Consider the following 14,899-nt stretch of genomic DNA (forward strand, 5'->3'; position numbering starts at 1 on the left):
GCCGCTTGCGCGCCAGGATACCCCGCTGTCTCTCCGTCACCCGCGCCGGCCGGCGCCGAAAACTGAACTCTGTCCGTCGGAGCGCCGCTCATGACCAGTGAAGCCGTCCGCCGCCGTCGGGGCTTCGATCCTGCGGCGCTTGCGGCGATCGGCCCGGCACTCGCCGAATTCGTCGATCGCGGCGAGCTCGCAGGCATCGTGTCTCTCACCTCGCGCGGCGGCGAGGTCGTTCACGCCGAGACGATCGGCTGGCGCGATGTCGAAACCAGGAGCCCGATGCGCCCGGATACGTTGTTCCGGATCGCGTCGATGACCAAGCCGATCACCTCGGTGGCGGCGATGATGTTGGTCGAGGAAGGCAGGATCGCCTTGGCCGACCCGATCTCCCGCTGGATTCCGGAGCTCGCCGATCTGCGGGTCGTGCGCGACGCCGCCGGTCCGCTCGACGAGACCGTGCCCGCCCGGCGCGCGATCACCATCGAGGATCTGCTCACGCACCGCTCGGGCATCGCCTACGCGTTCTTCTCGGAAGGCCCGTTGAAGGTCGCCTATGAGCGCACGCTCGGTGATCCCGCGATGAACCGGTCGACGCCCGACGAATGGCTCGCGGCGCTCGGCACGCTGCCGCTGGCGTATCAGCCCGGCGACTGCTTCCACTACGGTCATTCGACCGACGTGCTCGGCTTCCTGATCGGCCGGGTCGCAGGCAGGCCGCTTCGGCAGGTGCTACAGGAGCGCATCTTCGCGCCGCTCGGCATGGTCGACAGCGATTTCTGGTTGCCGCACGCCAAGCGAGATCGTCTGGCGAGCCTGTACGGATATGACGAGACGGCGGGGCGGCTCGCGAAGGTCGAGCCGGTCATGTATGACGAGCCGCCGGCCTATACGCCGGGCGGCGGCGGGCTGATTTCGTCCGCGCCCGACTATCATCGGTTCGCGCGCATGCTGCTCGGAGGCGGCGAGCTGGACGGCGTCAGGCTGTTGCAGCCCGAAACCGTCAACCTGATGCGCACCAACCGGCTGATCGACGCGCAGCGCCAGATTCCCTTCGCCGGCATGCCGCTGTGGCAGACCTGCGGATTTGGGCTCGGGCTTGCGATCGTCGAGGATGCCGCCGGCAATCCCTATGCCTGTGGCGCACCGGGCACGATCACCTGGCCGGGCATCTTCGGCACCTGGTGGCAGGCCGATCCCGTCAATGACCTGATCATGATCTATCTGATTCAGCATCACGTGCCGGTCTCGGCGGGAACAGGGGCCACGATTGCCACTGGGCGCGGTGCTGCCGGCCGCCGTGCTCTTCCTGTCTTTCAGCGTGGAACCTACGCCGCGCTGTCCCAGCTTGCGGAACAAGCGACATGACCGGGGCAGCGCTTGTCACCCCCCGGGTGCCCGGCGGGGTCGTCCAAGATGTGGACGCCAACATTCCGCCGAATGAAACGTCCGATCGGCGGCGGGCGGCCTGTCCTCCACATTGCCGGAGCTGCAACTGGCGTTCACGTCATGCCGAGCTTGTCATCCGGCCGTTATTCTGCTCAGTGCTTCTTCAAATCGCGCGATCATGCGTATCGATCGACTGAAGTCGACAGCCAGCGAGGAAACAAGACTATGCGCAAGTTAACTTTAGCCATTGCCCTGATCGTCCCGATGCTCGGTCATGCCGCGCAGGCCGAAGACACCGTCAAGATCGGCTATATCGATCCGCTGTCCGGCGGCGGCGCCAGCATCGGCGAGGGTGGCCTGAAGACGTTCCAGTACCTGGCCGACGAGCTCAACGCCAAGGGCGGCATTCTCGGCCACAAGGTCGAGATCGTGCCGTTCGACAATAAGACCAATCCGCAAGAGAGCCTGATCCAGGCCCAGAAGGCGATCGACGCCGGCGTCCGCTACATCACGCAAGGCAACGGATCATCCGTCGGGCTCGCGCTGGAGGATTTCGTCAACAAGCACAACACGCGCAACCCCGGCAAGGAAGTGCTGTACTTCAACTATGCCGCCGTCGATCCGAGCATGACCAACGAGAAATGCAGCTACTGGCATTTCCGCTGGGACGCCAGCTCGGACATCAAGATGGAGGCGCTCACCAACTACATGAAGGACATCCCTTCCATCAAGAAGGTGTATCTGATCAATCAGGACTATTCGTTCGGCCAGTCGGTCCGCAGCGACGCGCGCAAGATGCTGGCGGCGAAGCGGCCCGATGTCCAGATCGTCGGCGACGAGCTGCATCCGCTGCTGAAGATCACGGACTTCTCGCCCTACATTGCCAAGATCAAGGCGTCCGGCGCCGACAGCGTCATCACCGGCAATTGGGGCCAGGACATCGCGCTGCTGCTCAAGGCCGCCGCGGATGCCGGCCTGAAGGTCAACTGGTACACCTATTATGCGGGCGGCGCCGGCGGCCCGACCGCCATCAAGCAGACCGGCCTGGATCATCAGGTCTTCCAGCTGACCGAAGGCTTCGCCAATTCGGGCCATCAGGCTGCGATGGACTACGAGAAGGCGTTCCGCGCCAAGGTCAACATGTCGCTGTGGTATCCGCGGGCGGTCAACGAGATGCGCATGTTCAAGGCGGCGGCCGAGAAGGCCAACTCCATCGATCCGGTGAAGGTCGCGGCCGCGCTCGAGGACCTCAAGCTCGAGGTGCTGGATGGCGGCACCGGCTTCATGCGCAAGGATGATCACCAGTTCTTGCAGCCGATCTACGTCTCGTCCTTCGGCAAGCTCGCGGCGAACGAGACGTTCGACGAGGAGAACACCGGCTGGGGATGGCACCTGGTCTCCAGGGTCGATACGCCCCAGGCCATGGTGTCGACGACGTGCAAGATGGCGCGGCCGTAACGATCCGCGCCGGCTTCCCGCACGAGGTCAGCGTGCGGGAGGTGGCGCCGGCCGTGCGTCGGTCCGTCAGAGAATGAGCGGCAGGGCATTGAAGCCCGGGACATTCGCGAGTGCGCCGTGCTTGAACTCATCGTCATTTCGACCCTCAACGGCGTGCTGTTCGGCATGCTGCTGTTCCTGCTGTCGAGCGGGCTGACCGTCATCTTCAGCATGATGGGGGTGCTCAATTTTGCTCACGCCAGCTTCTACATGCTCGGCGCCTTCTTCGGCTTCCAGCTCACGAAATGGGTCGGCTTCTGGCCGGCCCTGCTGCTGGCGCCGCTCCTCGTCGGGGCCATCGGCATGGCCGTCGAGCGCTACGGGCTCCGCAACACGCACAAGCATGGCCACGTCGCCGAGCTGCTGCTGACCTTCGGCCTTGCATTCGCGATCGAGGAAGTCGTCTCGATGATCTGGGGCAAGACGCCGCTCGACTATCGCGTCCCGACGCTGCTGGACTTTCCCGCGTTCACGATCTTCTCGACCAACTATCCGGCCTACAAGCTGTTCATGCTGGCGGTGTCGGTGACGATCTTCGTGGCGCTGCTGATCGTGCTCAAGCGCACCAGGGTCGGCCTGATCGTTCAAGCGGCGCTGACCCATCCCCACATGGTGGGCCATCTCGGCCACAATGTCGGACGCGTGTTCATGGTGGTGTTCGGGGTCGGCAGCGCGCTGGCCGGTCTCGCCGGCGTCATCGCCGGTCCCGCTCTGGTGACGCAATCCGACATGGCCGCGGCGCTCGGGCCGATCCTGTTCGTGGTGATCGTGTTCGGCGGCCTGGGCTCGCTGCCGGGCGCCTTCATCGCTTCGCTGGTGATCGGCCTGGTGCAGACCTTCGCCGTCGCGCTGAACGGCTCGCTGGCAAGCGCCTTCGGCCCGCTCGATCCATCCGCCGGGCCATCGGTGCTCACCGACATCTGGAACGTGACGATCGCGCAGGTCGCACCGATCGTTCCCTACCTGCTGCTGGTGCTCGTCCTGATCGTGCGCCCCGTGGGCCTGATGGGGACTCGCGAATCATGACCGCAGCAGTGACCTCCGCGTCTCATCTCGCGGCAAAGCCCGCCGGATCCCGTCTCCGCTTCTATGCCGTCTGGGTGATCGGCGTGGTGGCGCTGATCGTGCTGCCGCTGCTCTTCAATTCGGGCGGATCGCTGACCTCGTTCAGCCTCATCGGGATCGCGATCGTCTTCGCGCTCTCCTACAACATCCTCCTCGGTCAGACCGGATTGCTGTCGTTCGGCCACGCGGTTCACTACGGCCTGGGCGGCTTCGCGGCCTGTCACATGATGAATGCGGTGGTGGCGCATGGCTGGCCGATTCCGCTGCCCTTCATTCCGCTGTTCGGCGGGCTGGGCGGCCTCGCCTTCGCGATCATCCTCGGCTGGGTCATGACCAAGCGCGCCGGCACGGTGTTTGCGATGATCTCGCTCGGCATCGGCGAGCTCGTGGCGTCGTCGTCGCTGATCCTGCGCTCGGTGTTTGGCGGCGAAGCCGGCATCACCACGGACCGCACCGCTCTGCCGCGCATGTTTGGCTGGACCTTCGGGCCGCAGCTGCAGGTCTATTACCTGATCGCGTTCTGGCTGGTGCTGTCGGCAATCGCGATGTATGCGCTGACCCGGACGCCCCTGGGGCGGATCAGCAATGCGGTGCGCGACAATCCCGAACGGGTCCAGTTCATCGGCTACGACCCGCACGTCGTCCGCTATCTCGCCTATTGTTTTGCCGGATTCTTCGCCGGCGTCGCGGGCGGCCTCGCGGCGATCAGCTTCGAGATCGCGAATTCCGCCTATCTCGGTGCAATCCAGTCGGGCCTGGTGCTGTTCGCGACCTTCATCGGCGGGACGGCCTACTTCTTCGGTCCGATCCTCGGCGCGATCCTGGTGACCTATCTCCAGCTCGGGCTGACGAGCCTCACCAGCGTATGGCAGCTCTACTTTGGCATCATCTTCATCGGCATCGTCATGTTCTCACCCGGTGGCATTGCCGGTCTGCTGATGATGCACCGGCCGCTGGTCCGTGCCGGAACGCTCGGAATGGTGATCCCGTCCTATCTCGTTGCGGTCGTGCCGACCGCGGCGCTCGCCTACGGCGTCATCCTGACCATCGAGACGGTCGCGCGCTATTCGGGTGGTGACGCCATCAACCTGTTCGGCGTGGCCTTCAATCCGCAATCGCCGGCGACATGGGGCGTCGCCGCGATTCTGGTGGTCGCCGGCTTCTTTGTCGCGCGGTCGACGTGGCAGCGGATCGCCGGAGCCTGGGACAGGGCCGCCACCGTGGCGCGTGATCGGGGGTATCTGGCATGACCGCAGCGATCGAAGTTCGCGCCGTCGAAAAGCGCTTCGGCAATGTCGGCGTCATCCGCGACCTCAATCTCAGCGTCACCAAGGGCGAGCGCCACGCCATCATCGGCCCGAACGGCGCCGGCAAGTCCACGACGTTCAACCTGATCAGCGGACACATCAGGCCGACCTCCGGCGAGGTGAGGCTGAACGGCACGCTCATCTCCGGCCTGCGGCCGTTCGAGATCAATCGGCGCGGCCTGTCGCGCTCGTTCCAGGTCACCAACGTGTTCGCTCGCATGACCGTGTGGGAGAACGTCCGATGCGCCGTGCTGTGGGCGACCGGACATCGCTACGCGTTCTGGAAGAACGTCGACAGCCTGCCGGAGGTGCGCGAGCGAACCGCCCAGATCCTCGATGACATCCATCTCACGCATCGGCGTGACATTCCCGCGGGGTTGTTGACCTATGCCGAGCAGCGCGAGCTGGAGATCGGCGTCACCATCGCGAGCGGCGCGACGGTCGTCATGCTCGACGAGCCGACCGCCGGGATGAGCCACGCGGAGACCGAGCGCGCGGTCTCGTTGATCCGGCGGCTCACCGAGGGGCGGACGCTGGTGATCGTCGAGCACGACATGAGCGTGGTATTCGGTCTCGCCGATCGCATCTCGGTGCTGGTCTATGGCCACATCATCGCGTCGGGCACGCCAGAGGAAATCCGTCGCGACCCGAAGGTGAAGGAAGCCTATCTCGGCGAGGAGGCCCACTGATGCTCGAGGTCAGGAACCTCCACGCCTACTACGGCAAGAGCCATATTCTGCAGGGCGTCGACCTCGACGTCGCTGCCGGCGAAGTCGTCAGCCTGCTCGGCCGCAACGGTGTCGGCCGCTCGACCACCGTGAAGGCGATCATGGGCGAGGTCAGTCCGCAGGGGACGATCCGCTTCAAGGGCCGGGACATTGCCGGCTTGCCGAGCTACAAGATCGCGCGCCTTGGGCTCGGCTATGTGCCCGAACACCGTGACATCTTCCCGAGCCTCACCGTTCGGCAAAACCTCGTGCTCGGCATCAAGGACACGCGGCGGCCGGGGAAGTGGCGCCTTCAGGACATGCTCGACATGTTTCCCAATCTCGCCGCGCGCGCCGATACGCCTGCGGGTGTGCTGTCGGGCGGCGAGAAGCAGATGCTGACCACCTGCCGCACGCTGATGGGCGACCCCGACCTGATCATGATCGACGAGCCCACCGAAGGTCTGGCGCCGCTGATCGTGCAGCAGGTCGGCGATCTGATTGCCCGGATCGCAGCGGCGGGCGTCGCGATCCTGCTCGTCGAGCAGAAGCTCTCGATCGCGATGCGCATTTCGAAACGCGTCTATGTGATGGGCCACGGCCGCGTCGTATTCGAAGGGACACCGGATCAGCTCAAGGCCAACACCGCGGTCCGGCAGGAGTGGCTCGAAGTATGAGGACGCAGGAGCCGTCGGCACGTTTTCGCCGATGCAGCTCCGGCGGATGTGCCACAGACACCCGCCTTGTCCGAATCCTTCAGGTCTGAGGCAATGGATGTCGCAGCATGCGGCGCGGAAACGCGGCGTGGCGTTCGCGTAGCCTCAGGGCAACGAGGCGCGCGATGCAGATCGACGTCGTCGCGATCGCGATGCCGGCGATCATGTCGACGAGGAAATGTCCGCCGCCGATTGGGGTCGAGAGCAGCATCGCGCCGTGGATCAGGACATTGAACGGTCGCAACCAGCGCAATGACCACAATGCCCAGCCGTCGAGGACCGCGGCTGCCGCGTGAAAGCTCGGAAAGGTCACGATCCCCGCGAGATGGCTGGTATCCAACAGGCGCAGCGTCCCATCGCGAACCAGGGGCACCTCGCGCGCCGTGTCGAAATAGGCCTGCGGGATGAGGTTTGCGTAGGCGGACGGCGGCAGCTCCAACGCGTGATACACGCCGAGTGCAGGGACAAACAAGGTGATGATGCAGGTCAGCGCCAGCGTCAGGCTGATCGCGAGGTTGAACTCCGCGAACCGGCGATAGTGGCCCAGCAAGGGAAGGGCCACGACGATGATGCAGATCGTCCAGGAAATGGATCGATAGCCGAACGCGAGGCTCAGGACGGCCCAGGGGCGGTCATTGACGAACGACAAGTAGTCGCGAAAGTCGAAGCCAAGGGCGCGATCGAGGGCGAGCAGGTTGGCGTCCTGAAGCGGCAGGTTGGCGGCCGTCGCAATGTAGGACAGTGATGCCAGCACGGTGGATGCCAGTGTGGTCTGGGCCATTCCCGTCAGGAATGAGAACATCCAGGGTTTGGCACGCCGCGCCGACCGTGCGTTGGCGTAGCCGATGACACCATAGATGGCCGATGTCGATAGCACGATGATGTAGCCGACGGGTTCGATGCGAAAATCCGTGAAGATCAGGCACAGTCCGAACAGCACCCAAAGAGCTGTCATGACAGCCCAGTTGAACCGGAACACGGCCCAGGCCGTCGCGGCATCCTCGCTGTCATGCGCCCGTTGCAAGACGCTCTTTGTCCAGGGGAGCCAGCGGCGGCTGAGATCAGGCAATAGACCACCGGCTGCGGTGTCCGACATTGTCGTCCGCTCTCACATTTCAAATGGATTTCGATTTGTTTCCCGTCGGTGTCTTGTTACGGCCGGTCGGGCCAATAAATCAACCTCGGCGGGTAAAATACGCAGATACCGTGCAACGATGCTTAATCAAGCGTAGCCTGGAACCCTGTTTCGGTTGTGCCGGACAGGAAAGCACATTCGGCGATGAGGCCGCCTTCGCGCCCATAGAAAGCGGGTGAATCGGTGAGAAGAGACCGAGAGCGAATCCGAGGCAGCTTTGGTTTGAAGGGCTTCGCCAGTCGTTGCGGGCGAGCTACTTGTGGTGGTGCTGTGGGGTCAGCGGCCGATCGCTCGCGGGCTTGCGCGAGAGGTGGTCGCCGTCAGCAAAGTCCGTCGCGACGTCGCATGCATCACAGCTTCTGGCGGCCGTAGATCAGGAGCATCAGGATGATCACCGCGCCGTAGATCAGTTGGCGACCGGCCTCGCTGATCTGCATCACCGACAGAATGGATTGCAGCAGGGTGATCAGCACGACGCCGGCGACGGTGCCGAGATAGCTGCCGCGGCCGCCGAGGATGTGCGTGCCGCCGAGCACGACGGCCGCGATCGAGGGCAGCAGATAAGCGTCGCCCATCGACTGCGCCGCCTTCGAGGCGTAGCCCGCGAGCAGAACGCCGCCGCAGGCGGAGAGGGCGCCGGACAGCGCGAACGCCAGCATGGTGATGCGGCGTGTATCGATCCCTGAGAGATAGGCCGCGCGCTCGCGATTGCCGATGGCATAGATGGCGCGGCCAAACGTGGTCCGCGACAGCAGCCAGATCGCGGCGCCGCCGATGATCGCCCACACCAGCACCGCGTTGGGAAGGCCGGGCACGATATTGCCGGTGGCGAGATAGCGCATCGCCTTGGAGGCGGAATCCTGCGGCGCGAAGCCTCCGGTGTAGGCGACCATCAGCCCTTGCGCGACCGCGTTGGTCGCCAGGGTGATGATCATCGAGGGAATGCGCAGATAGGCGACGCCGATGCCGTTCAGGAGACCGATGGCGGCTCCGCAGAGAATGCCGCAGGGAATCGCGATAATGGCGCCGGTCGTGCCATGGGCGGCCGCCGCGCAGGCCATCATCGCGCCCGTCGTGACAACCCAGGGCACCGAGAGATCGATCTGGCCGAGCAGGATCACCAGCATCATGCCGGTGGCGATCACGCCCAGGAAGCTCGCGACCTTCAACTGCTGCAGCAGATAATCCGGCGACAGGAAGCTGCGCGAATAGAGGCTGCCCACCAGCAGCAGCAGCAGGATGCAGCCGAACGAGGCCGCCACCGCCGGATCGATCCGACGCAGCATGGCGATCCCGCGATGGGTCGGTCGTGGTGCCGTTGCGTCGCTCATCCGAACCACTCCAGCCGATTGCGCACCCGCACCAGACCGAACGCGCCGATCGAGACCGCGAGCATCAGCACGAGACCCTGGAACAGCGGCTGCCACAGCGGATCGAAATCGAACACGAACAGCAGATCGCCGATGGTGCGGAAGGCGAGCGCGCCGAAGATCGCCCCGATCGCGCTGCCGCGTCCGCCCATCAGCGATACGCCGCCGAGCACCACGGCCGCGATCGAGAACAGCGTGTAGGCATTGCCACTCGCATAGGCGGCTTCGCCCGTGTAGGAGAAGAACGTCAGGAACAGGCCGCCGATCGCCGACAATAGGCCAGCCAAGGTGTAGGCGACAAACTTGGCCGCGCGGATCGGCGCGCCGGACATGTAGGCTGCGACCTCGGAGGAGCCGGTCGCGAACGCGGCGCGGCCGACGACCGAGCGGCTATAGGGAACCCAGATCAGCAGCGCCGCCGCAGCCAGTGCCACGAGGCTCGTGGGCAGCACGCCGAACAATCTTCCCGTCAAGGCATCCGCCAGCGTCTCGTTGACGGATCCGCCGGGATTGGGCCGCAGGAACAGCGCGATGCCGTAGTACATCGCCCCGGTGGCGATCGTCGTCACGATCGGCTGCAGGCGCCCGAAGATCACGATCGCGCCGTTGATCATGCCGCAGACGATGCCGGTGCCGAGCACGCCGGCCACGCCGAGCGCGGTCTCGGTGGCGGTTCCGACCACGATCCAGGATGCGAGGCAGTTGGTCAGGGTCAGGATCATGCCGACGGACAGATCGATGCCGGCGGTGATCACCACGATCGCCTGCGCCATCGCGACAAAGGCCAGCAGCGTCGCCTTGTTGGCCGCGGTCTGCACCATGTTGGCGCTGAAGCCGGCCGGATGATTGGTCGCATAGAGCAGGAACATCGCGACGAAGATCCCGATCGCGAGCAGGGTGCCGCGCTGTTCGGAGAGCCAGTACCGCCACTCGGTCATGCCAGACTCGCTTCCGCTCGCTCGCCTTCGTCGACATTGAGCGCACTGCTGACCAGCGCGCGCTCGGTGATCTCGGCGCCCGCGAGCTCGCGCCTGATCGCGCCATCGTACATCACCAGCACGCGGTCGCAGCAGCCGATCAGCTCGTCATAGTCGGTCGAATAGAGCAGGATCGCGGCGCCCTCGTCGGCAAGCCGGCGCAGCAGCCGGTAGATCTCCTGCTTGGTGCCGACATCGATGCCGCGCGTCGGATCATTGAGCAGGATGATGCGCGGCTTGTTCATCAGCCATTTCGCGATCACGACCTTCTGCTGGTTGCCGCCGGAGAGCGCGCTGACGGCGAGGTCGGGGGAGGCGGTCTTGATCTCGATCAGGCGGATCATCTCCTCGATCAGCATCGATTGCCGCTGCCGGTCGATGATGCCGAATGTCGCGAACCGGTCGAAGGCGGCGGCCGAGAGATTGTCGCGCACCGACATCGGCAGCATCAGTCCTTCGGTCTTGCGGTCCTCCGGAATGAGCGCGAGGCCGATGCGCTCCGACTTGGCGGTGACGGGGCTGTCGATCGTCACCTTGTTGCCGTCGATCAGAATGTCGCCGCGACAGTCGCGCAGCACGCCGAACAGCGCCAGCAGCAGCTCGCGCTGGCCCTGGCCGTCGAGCCCGCCGAGACCGATGATCTCGCCGGCCTGCAGCGAGAACGAGATGTCCTTCAGCCGGTCGCCCCAACTGATGCTCCTGCATTGCAGCGCGGGCGGCCGCCCATCGGTCTTGCGCGGCGGCTTTTCCGGGAAGGCATGCTTGTACTCGCGGCCGATCATCAGCTCGATCACTTCGGCATCCGTCTTGGTGCCGGCCGGGAAGGTCGAGATGCGGCGGCCGTTGCGGAACACGCTGCAATCGTCGGCGAGCTCCGCGATCTCGTGCATGCGATGGGAGATGTAGAGCAGCGCCAGCCCCTCGCTGCGCAGGCGCTTCAGCACCTTGAACACCTTGGTCACGTCGGATGCGGTCAGCGCCGAGGTTGCCTCGTCGAGGATCAGGATCTTCGGCTGCCGCGACAGCGCTTTCGCGATCTCGACCATCTGGCGGCGCGACAGCGGCAGGTCCTTCACCAGCGCGCGCGGATGAATGTCGCTGGCGCCGGCGCGGTGCAGCGCCTCCTCGGCAAGTCGGCGCTGGGCGCGCCGGTCGATCATGCCGAACCGCGTCGGCGGATGCGAGATCATGATGTTGTCGGCGACCGACAGGTCGGGGATCAGCGACAGCTCCTGGAAGATGCAGACGACGCCGGCATCGTTCGCGGCGGAGGGACCGCTGAAGGCGACCGCGCGTCCTTCAAGCGTCATCCGGCCTTCGTCCGGCGCGACCACGCCGACCATCAGCTTGATCAGCGTCGACTTGCCGGCGCCGTTCTCGCCGAGAATGGCGTGGATGCGGCCGGGATGGACCTCCAGGTCCGCACCGTCGAGAGCGATCACGCCGCCGTAGCGCTTGGACAGTCCTTCGGCGCGAAACAGCGGCTCGGCCGCGATCATGCTTGCTCCCTCAGTCGTTTGGTCAATAGGGACGGGCTGGCCGCGAGAGAACTCGCGGACCAGCGATCACACCGGCCTATTGATTTTCCTTCGACTGACCCATGATCTCCTGCGCCGTGAAGTTGATGCCGCAGGTCGGGAAGGAGTTGCCGACGAAGAAGTTGTCGGACTGGGCCGGGAAGTAGTCCTGATCCTTCTTGAAGTTCGGATCTTCGACGACGGCGAGCGGCAGCTTGACCGATTGCGGCACCACCTTGCCTTCCAACGCGGCGAGCGCGACCTTGATCGCGACCGCGACCTGCGCAGGTCCGGTACCGGCGGAAGAGCATTTCAGGCCTTCGGACGCCTTGGCGGCGCAGAACTTGCGGAAGCCGTTTTCGGTCTCGCCGCCGAACGGCACCATCTTGTGCTTGGCGTCGAGCATGGCCTGCACGATGCCGGTGTCGCCGCCCTGGCCGGAAATCGCATCGAACGGGCCATTGGTCGCGATCGCATCCGCCGTGGCCTTCTGGGCGACGCCGTCGTCCCATTTGCCGACGACCTCGGTGACCTGCCACTTCTTGCCGGAGGCATCGAGAACGGAGTGGAAGCCGTTGTGCCGATCGGTGTCGACCGAGGTGCCGGCGACGCCGCGCACCTCGAGCACCTTGCCGCCGCCCGGCACGTTCTTGACCAGCCACTTCGCCCAGAGTTCGCCGAGACCCTTCTGGTCGACATTGACGTTGATCGCATCTTCCGTCGCGAGGATGTTGTCGAAGGCGACGAGGATCACGCCGGCCTGCTTGGCGCGCTTGATCACCGGCCCGAACGCGGTCGGGTTCTGCGCGTTGACGACGATGGCGTCATAGCCGGAATCGATGAAGTTGTTGATTGCCGATATCTGGGCCGGCACGTCCTCGCCGGTCGAGACGACTTTGAATTCCTTCAGCTTGGCCTTGATCTCCGGCTGCGCCGCATAGGCCTTCGCGGTCTGGATCATCTGGATGCGCCAGGTATTGGCGATGTAGCCGTTCGCCAGTGCGATGCGGTACGGGCCCTTCTTGGCCGGAAACTTGAAGAACTTGGTGTCCGTGGTCCACGGCACCATGCATTCAGGCTCGGTCGCCGGTCCCTTGACCATCTCCGGCTCCGCCAGCGCCTTGCCGGCAAACGCCGTGACCAACACCAGCGATGCACAAGTGGCAAGGCATCGCGCCCTCATCGACTTGGACGACATTCGTGACCTCCCCTGTTGTTGTGGCGCCAAATCAATGACGCATGTGCGAGACGCCTCTTTGTTTCCGGAGGTTGTGCGAGCATTGCTCGTCGTCTCGACCCGCCAAGCGTTACTGATCAATGACAGCGCTGTCAATTACCGTCGCGCGGCTTTTGCCAAGCGGCCGGCCGCATGTCATGAATATGGTTCGGACAAATCCGCGTGAATCAATGTTGCAAGGATCATGTCTCAGAAGCGTCGCACCACGCTGGAGGACGTCGCGCGCATCGCCCATGTCAGCGCTGTCACTGTGTCGCGGGCGCTGCGGCGGCCCGATATGGTGTCGCCGGAGTTGCGCAAGCGGATCGATGCCGCGGTCGACAGGCTGGCCTATGTGCCGAACTTCGCGGCGAGCCGGCTCGCCTCGACCCGCACGCATTCGATCGGCATCGTCGTGTCGTCGCTCTCCAACGGCATCTTCGCGGACTACCTGCAGGCGATCTACGACACCCTGCTGCCGCTCGGCTTTCGCCCCGTCGTCGTCAGCAGCCGCTACTCGGCGGAGGAGGAAGAGGGCGCGATCAGGACCTTGCTGGGCCAGAACATCGAGGCGCTGATCCTGGTCGGAGTGAACCAGACGCGGGCCGCGCGGCGCGTTCTCGAACGTTCGCGGATTCCGGTGGTGCAGACATTCGAGCTGACCGACGATCCGATCGATCTGAATGTCGGACTTTCGCAGCGCCAGGGCGGCTACGCCGCGACCCGCTTCCTGATCGAGCTGGGACATCGGCGGATCGCCTATCTCTCGGGACAGCGCGACGACCGGGCCCGCGCCCGGCTCGAGGGGTATCGTGCGGCGCTGGCCGAAGCGGGGCTGGACGGCACGTCGCTGGTGGCCTGGCTGCCGGCGCAGGCGACGATCTCGCTGGGGCGGAAGCTGACCGAGGAGATGCTCGCGAGCGAAGTTCCCGATGCGATCTTCTGCTGCGATGACAACATCGCGCTTGGTGCGCTATTCGCCTGCCAGCAGGCGGGGCTGGAGGTCCCGCGCCGGATCTCGCTGATCGGCTTCAACGACCTGGAATTCGCGGCGGCCTCCAATCCGCCGCTGTCGACCGTGCTGACGCCGCGCGCCGACATGGGGCGCGTGGCGTCCGAACTGGTGCTTCAGGTGATCGCCACCGGCAAGCGGCCGAGAACGCGGCGGATCGACCTCGGCTTCGAGATCGTCGCACGCGGCAGCACCGGACCGCACCTCGTGGCTTCGTGATGATGGTCGAGCCTCAGGCCCAGCCGCCGTCGACGATGTAGTTCTGGTTGGTGCAGGCGCCGCTGTCGTCGGCGGCGAAGAACAGCACCACGCGGGCGATGTCGTCCGGCACGAGCTTGCGCTTGAGGCATTGGCGGCGCATGAGCTCGGCCTCGCCCTCGGGCGTCAGCCAGAGTCTCTGCTGCCGCTCGGTCATGATCCAGCCCGGAAGAATGGAATTGACCCGCACGTTATTGGGTCCGAGATCGCGGGCGAGGGCGCGGGTCAGTCCCTGGATCGCCGACTTCGCCGTGGTGTAGCAGGGCATGTTGCCCTGGCCGAGCACCCAGCTCACCGAGCCGAGATTGACGATCGCGCCGCCTCCGGCCTGGATCATGTCCGGCGCGACCGCTTGGGCCGCGAAGAACTGATGTTTGAGGTTCACGGCGATGCGCTCGTCCCAATAGTCCGGCGTGACGTCCTCGATCGCGTGGCGGTCATCACGCGCGGCGTTGTTCACCAGAATGGTGATCGGCCCCAGCGCCGCACGGGCGCCGTCGACCGCGGCCCTCAGCGCACCGATGTCGCGAAGGTCGGCATGCTCGAAGTGCACCTTGGCCTCCGCAGGCAGGCTCGCCAGCAGCTGCTGCGACGCCTCCAGATCGATGTCGATGAATCCGACACGCGCGCCTTGGCCGAGGAAATTGCGCACGATCGCTTCCCCGATGCCGGAGCCGCCGCCGGTCACGAGGACGGCCCGATCCTTGAGGCTTGGAAAGATGGTGCCCTGCATTGGCTT

At 65.1% G+C, this 14,899-nt stretch carries 13 protein-coding genes; 7 read left to right on the plus strand and 6 right to left on the minus strand.

What is annotated here, in order from left to right; translation table 11 throughout:
• Window positions 1-90 precede the first annotated feature (90 nt).
• From QX041_RS15595 to QX041_RS15620, 6 genes are all read left to right on the plus strand, one after another.
• Window positions 91-1,362: a serine hydrolase domain-containing protein gene (locus QX041_RS15595; protein WP_316165887.1), complete on the plus strand. Its 1,272-nt coding sequence runs from the start codon at window positions 91-93 to the stop codon at window positions 1,360-1,362.
• A gap of 246 nt (window positions 1,363-1,608) precedes the next feature.
• Window positions 1,609-2,841: a branched-chain amino acid ABC transporter substrate-binding protein gene (locus QX041_RS15600; protein ID WP_316165889.1), complete on the plus strand. Its 1,233-nt coding sequence runs from the start codon at window positions 1,609-1,611 to the stop codon at window positions 2,839-2,841.
• A 117-nt stretch (window positions 2,842-2,958) separates the two neighbouring features.
• Window positions 2,959-3,906 (plus strand): branched-chain amino acid ABC transporter permease, encoded by a 948-nt coding sequence (locus tag QX041_RS15605; RefSeq protein WP_316165890.1) that lies wholly within the window; start codon window positions 2,959-2,961, stop codon window positions 3,904-3,906.
• On the plus strand, window positions 3,903-5,195 hold the full coding sequence (locus QX041_RS15610) for a branched-chain amino acid ABC transporter permease (protein WP_316165892.1): 1,293 nt from the start codon (window positions 3,903-3,905) through the stop codon (window positions 5,193-5,195). The genes QX041_RS15605 and QX041_RS15610 overlap by 4 nt, the downstream gene beginning before the upstream one ends.
• Window positions 5,192-5,941 carry an ABC transporter ATP-binding protein gene (locus QX041_RS15615; RefSeq protein WP_316165893.1) on the plus strand — a complete coding sequence of 250 codons (750 nt, stop codon included), beginning with the start codon at window positions 5,192-5,194 and terminating at the stop codon, window positions 5,939-5,941. Before QX041_RS15610 ends, QX041_RS15615 begins: the two co-directional genes overlap by 4 nt.
• Entirely contained in the window at window positions 5,941-6,636 is a 696-nt protein-coding gene (locus QX041_RS15620) for an ABC transporter ATP-binding protein (RefSeq protein ID WP_315713534.1), read from the plus strand. The genes QX041_RS15615 and QX041_RS15620 overlap by 1 nt, the downstream gene beginning before the upstream one ends.
• A 79-nt stretch (window positions 6,637-6,715) precedes the next feature.
• Here QX041_RS15620 and QX041_RS15625 read toward each other — a convergent pair whose 3' ends face one another.
• From QX041_RS15625 to QX041_RS15645, 5 genes are all read right to left on the minus strand, one after another.
• Entirely contained in the window at window positions 6,716-7,699 is a 984-nt protein-coding gene (locus QX041_RS15625) for a phosphatase PAP2 family protein (RefSeq protein WP_316165895.1), read from the minus strand.
• 461 nt (window positions 7,700-8,160) lie between these two features.
• The gene (locus QX041_RS15630) at window positions 8,161-9,141 is read right to left on the minus strand and encodes an ABC transporter permease (protein WP_315713532.1); all 981 of its coding nucleotides are present in this window, start codon (window positions 9,139-9,141) and stop codon (window positions 8,161-8,163) included.
• A complete protein-coding gene (locus QX041_RS15635) occupies window positions 9,138-10,118 on the minus strand; it encodes an ABC transporter permease (protein ID WP_315752346.1) in 981 nt (326 codons plus the stop codon). The genes QX041_RS15630 and QX041_RS15635 overlap by 4 nt, the downstream gene beginning before the upstream one ends.
• Window positions 10,115-11,656, minus strand: coding sequence for a sugar ABC transporter ATP-binding protein (locus QX041_RS15640; RefSeq protein ID WP_315713530.1), 1,542 nt, complete (start codon window positions 11,654-11,656; stop codon window positions 10,115-10,117). The genes QX041_RS15635 and QX041_RS15640 overlap by 4 nt, the downstream gene beginning before the upstream one ends.
• A gap of 76 nt (window positions 11,657-11,732) precedes the next feature.
• Entirely contained in the window at window positions 11,733-12,872 is a 1,140-nt protein-coding gene (locus QX041_RS15645) for a sugar ABC transporter substrate-binding protein (protein WP_315769566.1), read from the minus strand.
• A 223-nt stretch (window positions 12,873-13,095) separates the two neighbouring features.
• On the opposite strand from QX041_RS15645, the gene QX041_RS15650 reads away from it, so the two are divergent.
• On the plus strand, window positions 13,096-14,121 hold the full coding sequence (locus QX041_RS15650) for a LacI family DNA-binding transcriptional regulator (RefSeq protein ID WP_316165896.1): 1,026 nt from the start codon (window positions 13,096-13,098) through the stop codon (window positions 14,119-14,121).
• Between the two features lie 13 nt (window positions 14,122-14,134).
• Here the strand turns inward: QX041_RS15650 and QX041_RS15655 are convergent, their stop codons facing one another.
• Entirely contained in the window at window positions 14,135-14,893 is a 759-nt protein-coding gene (locus tag QX041_RS15655; RefSeq protein WP_315769572.1) for an SDR family oxidoreductase, read from the minus strand.
• Between the last annotated feature and the right edge of the window lie 6 nt (window positions 14,894-14,899).

Source organism: Bradyrhizobium sp. SZCCHNRI2009 (assembly GCF_032485115.1).
Lineage (GTDB): Bacteria > Pseudomonadota > Alphaproteobacteria > Rhizobiales > Xanthobacteraceae > Bradyrhizobium.

What these genes read in the sequence shown, in the direction of transcription:
- QX041_RS15630 (WP_315713532.1), bottom strand. Translation starts at nt 9,141, where the DNA reads ATGAGCGACGCAACGGCACCACGACCGACCCATCGCGGGATCGCCATG.
- QX041_RS15650 (WP_316165896.1), top strand. Translation starts at nt 13,096, where the DNA reads ATGTCTCAGAAGCGTCGCACCACGCTGGAGGACGTCGCGCGCATCGCC.
- QX041_RS15655 (WP_315769572.1), bottom strand. Translation starts at nt 14,893, where the DNA reads ATGCAGGGCACCATCTTTCCAAGCCTCAAGGATCGGGCCGTCCTCGTG.
- QX041_RS15615 (WP_316165893.1), top strand. Translation starts at nt 5,192, where the DNA reads ATGACCGCAGCGATCGAAGTTCGCGCCGTCGAAAAGCGCTTCGGCAAT.
- QX041_RS15645 (WP_315769566.1), bottom strand. Translation starts at nt 12,872, where the DNA reads ATGTCGTCCAAGTCGATGAGGGCGCGATGCCTTGCCACTTGTGCATCG.
- QX041_RS15640 (WP_315713530.1), bottom strand. Translation starts at nt 11,656, where the DNA reads ATGATCGCGGCCGAGCCGCTGTTTCGCGCCGAAGGACTGTCCAAGCGC.
- QX041_RS15610 (WP_316165892.1), top strand. Translation starts at nt 3,903, where the DNA reads ATGACCGCAGCAGTGACCTCCGCGTCTCATCTCGCGGCAAAGCCCGCC.
- QX041_RS15600 (WP_316165889.1), top strand. Translation starts at nt 1,609, where the DNA reads ATGCGCAAGTTAACTTTAGCCATTGCCCTGATCGTCCCGATGCTCGGT.
- QX041_RS15595 (WP_316165887.1), top strand. Translation starts at nt 91, where the DNA reads ATGACCAGTGAAGCCGTCCGCCGCCGTCGGGGCTTCGATCCTGCGGCG.
- QX041_RS15620 (WP_315713534.1), top strand. Translation starts at nt 5,941, where the DNA reads ATGCTCGAGGTCAGGAACCTCCACGCCTACTACGGCAAGAGCCATATT.
- QX041_RS15635 (WP_315752346.1), bottom strand. Translation starts at nt 10,118, where the DNA reads ATGACCGAGTGGCGGTACTGGCTCTCCGAACAGCGCGGCACCCTGCTC.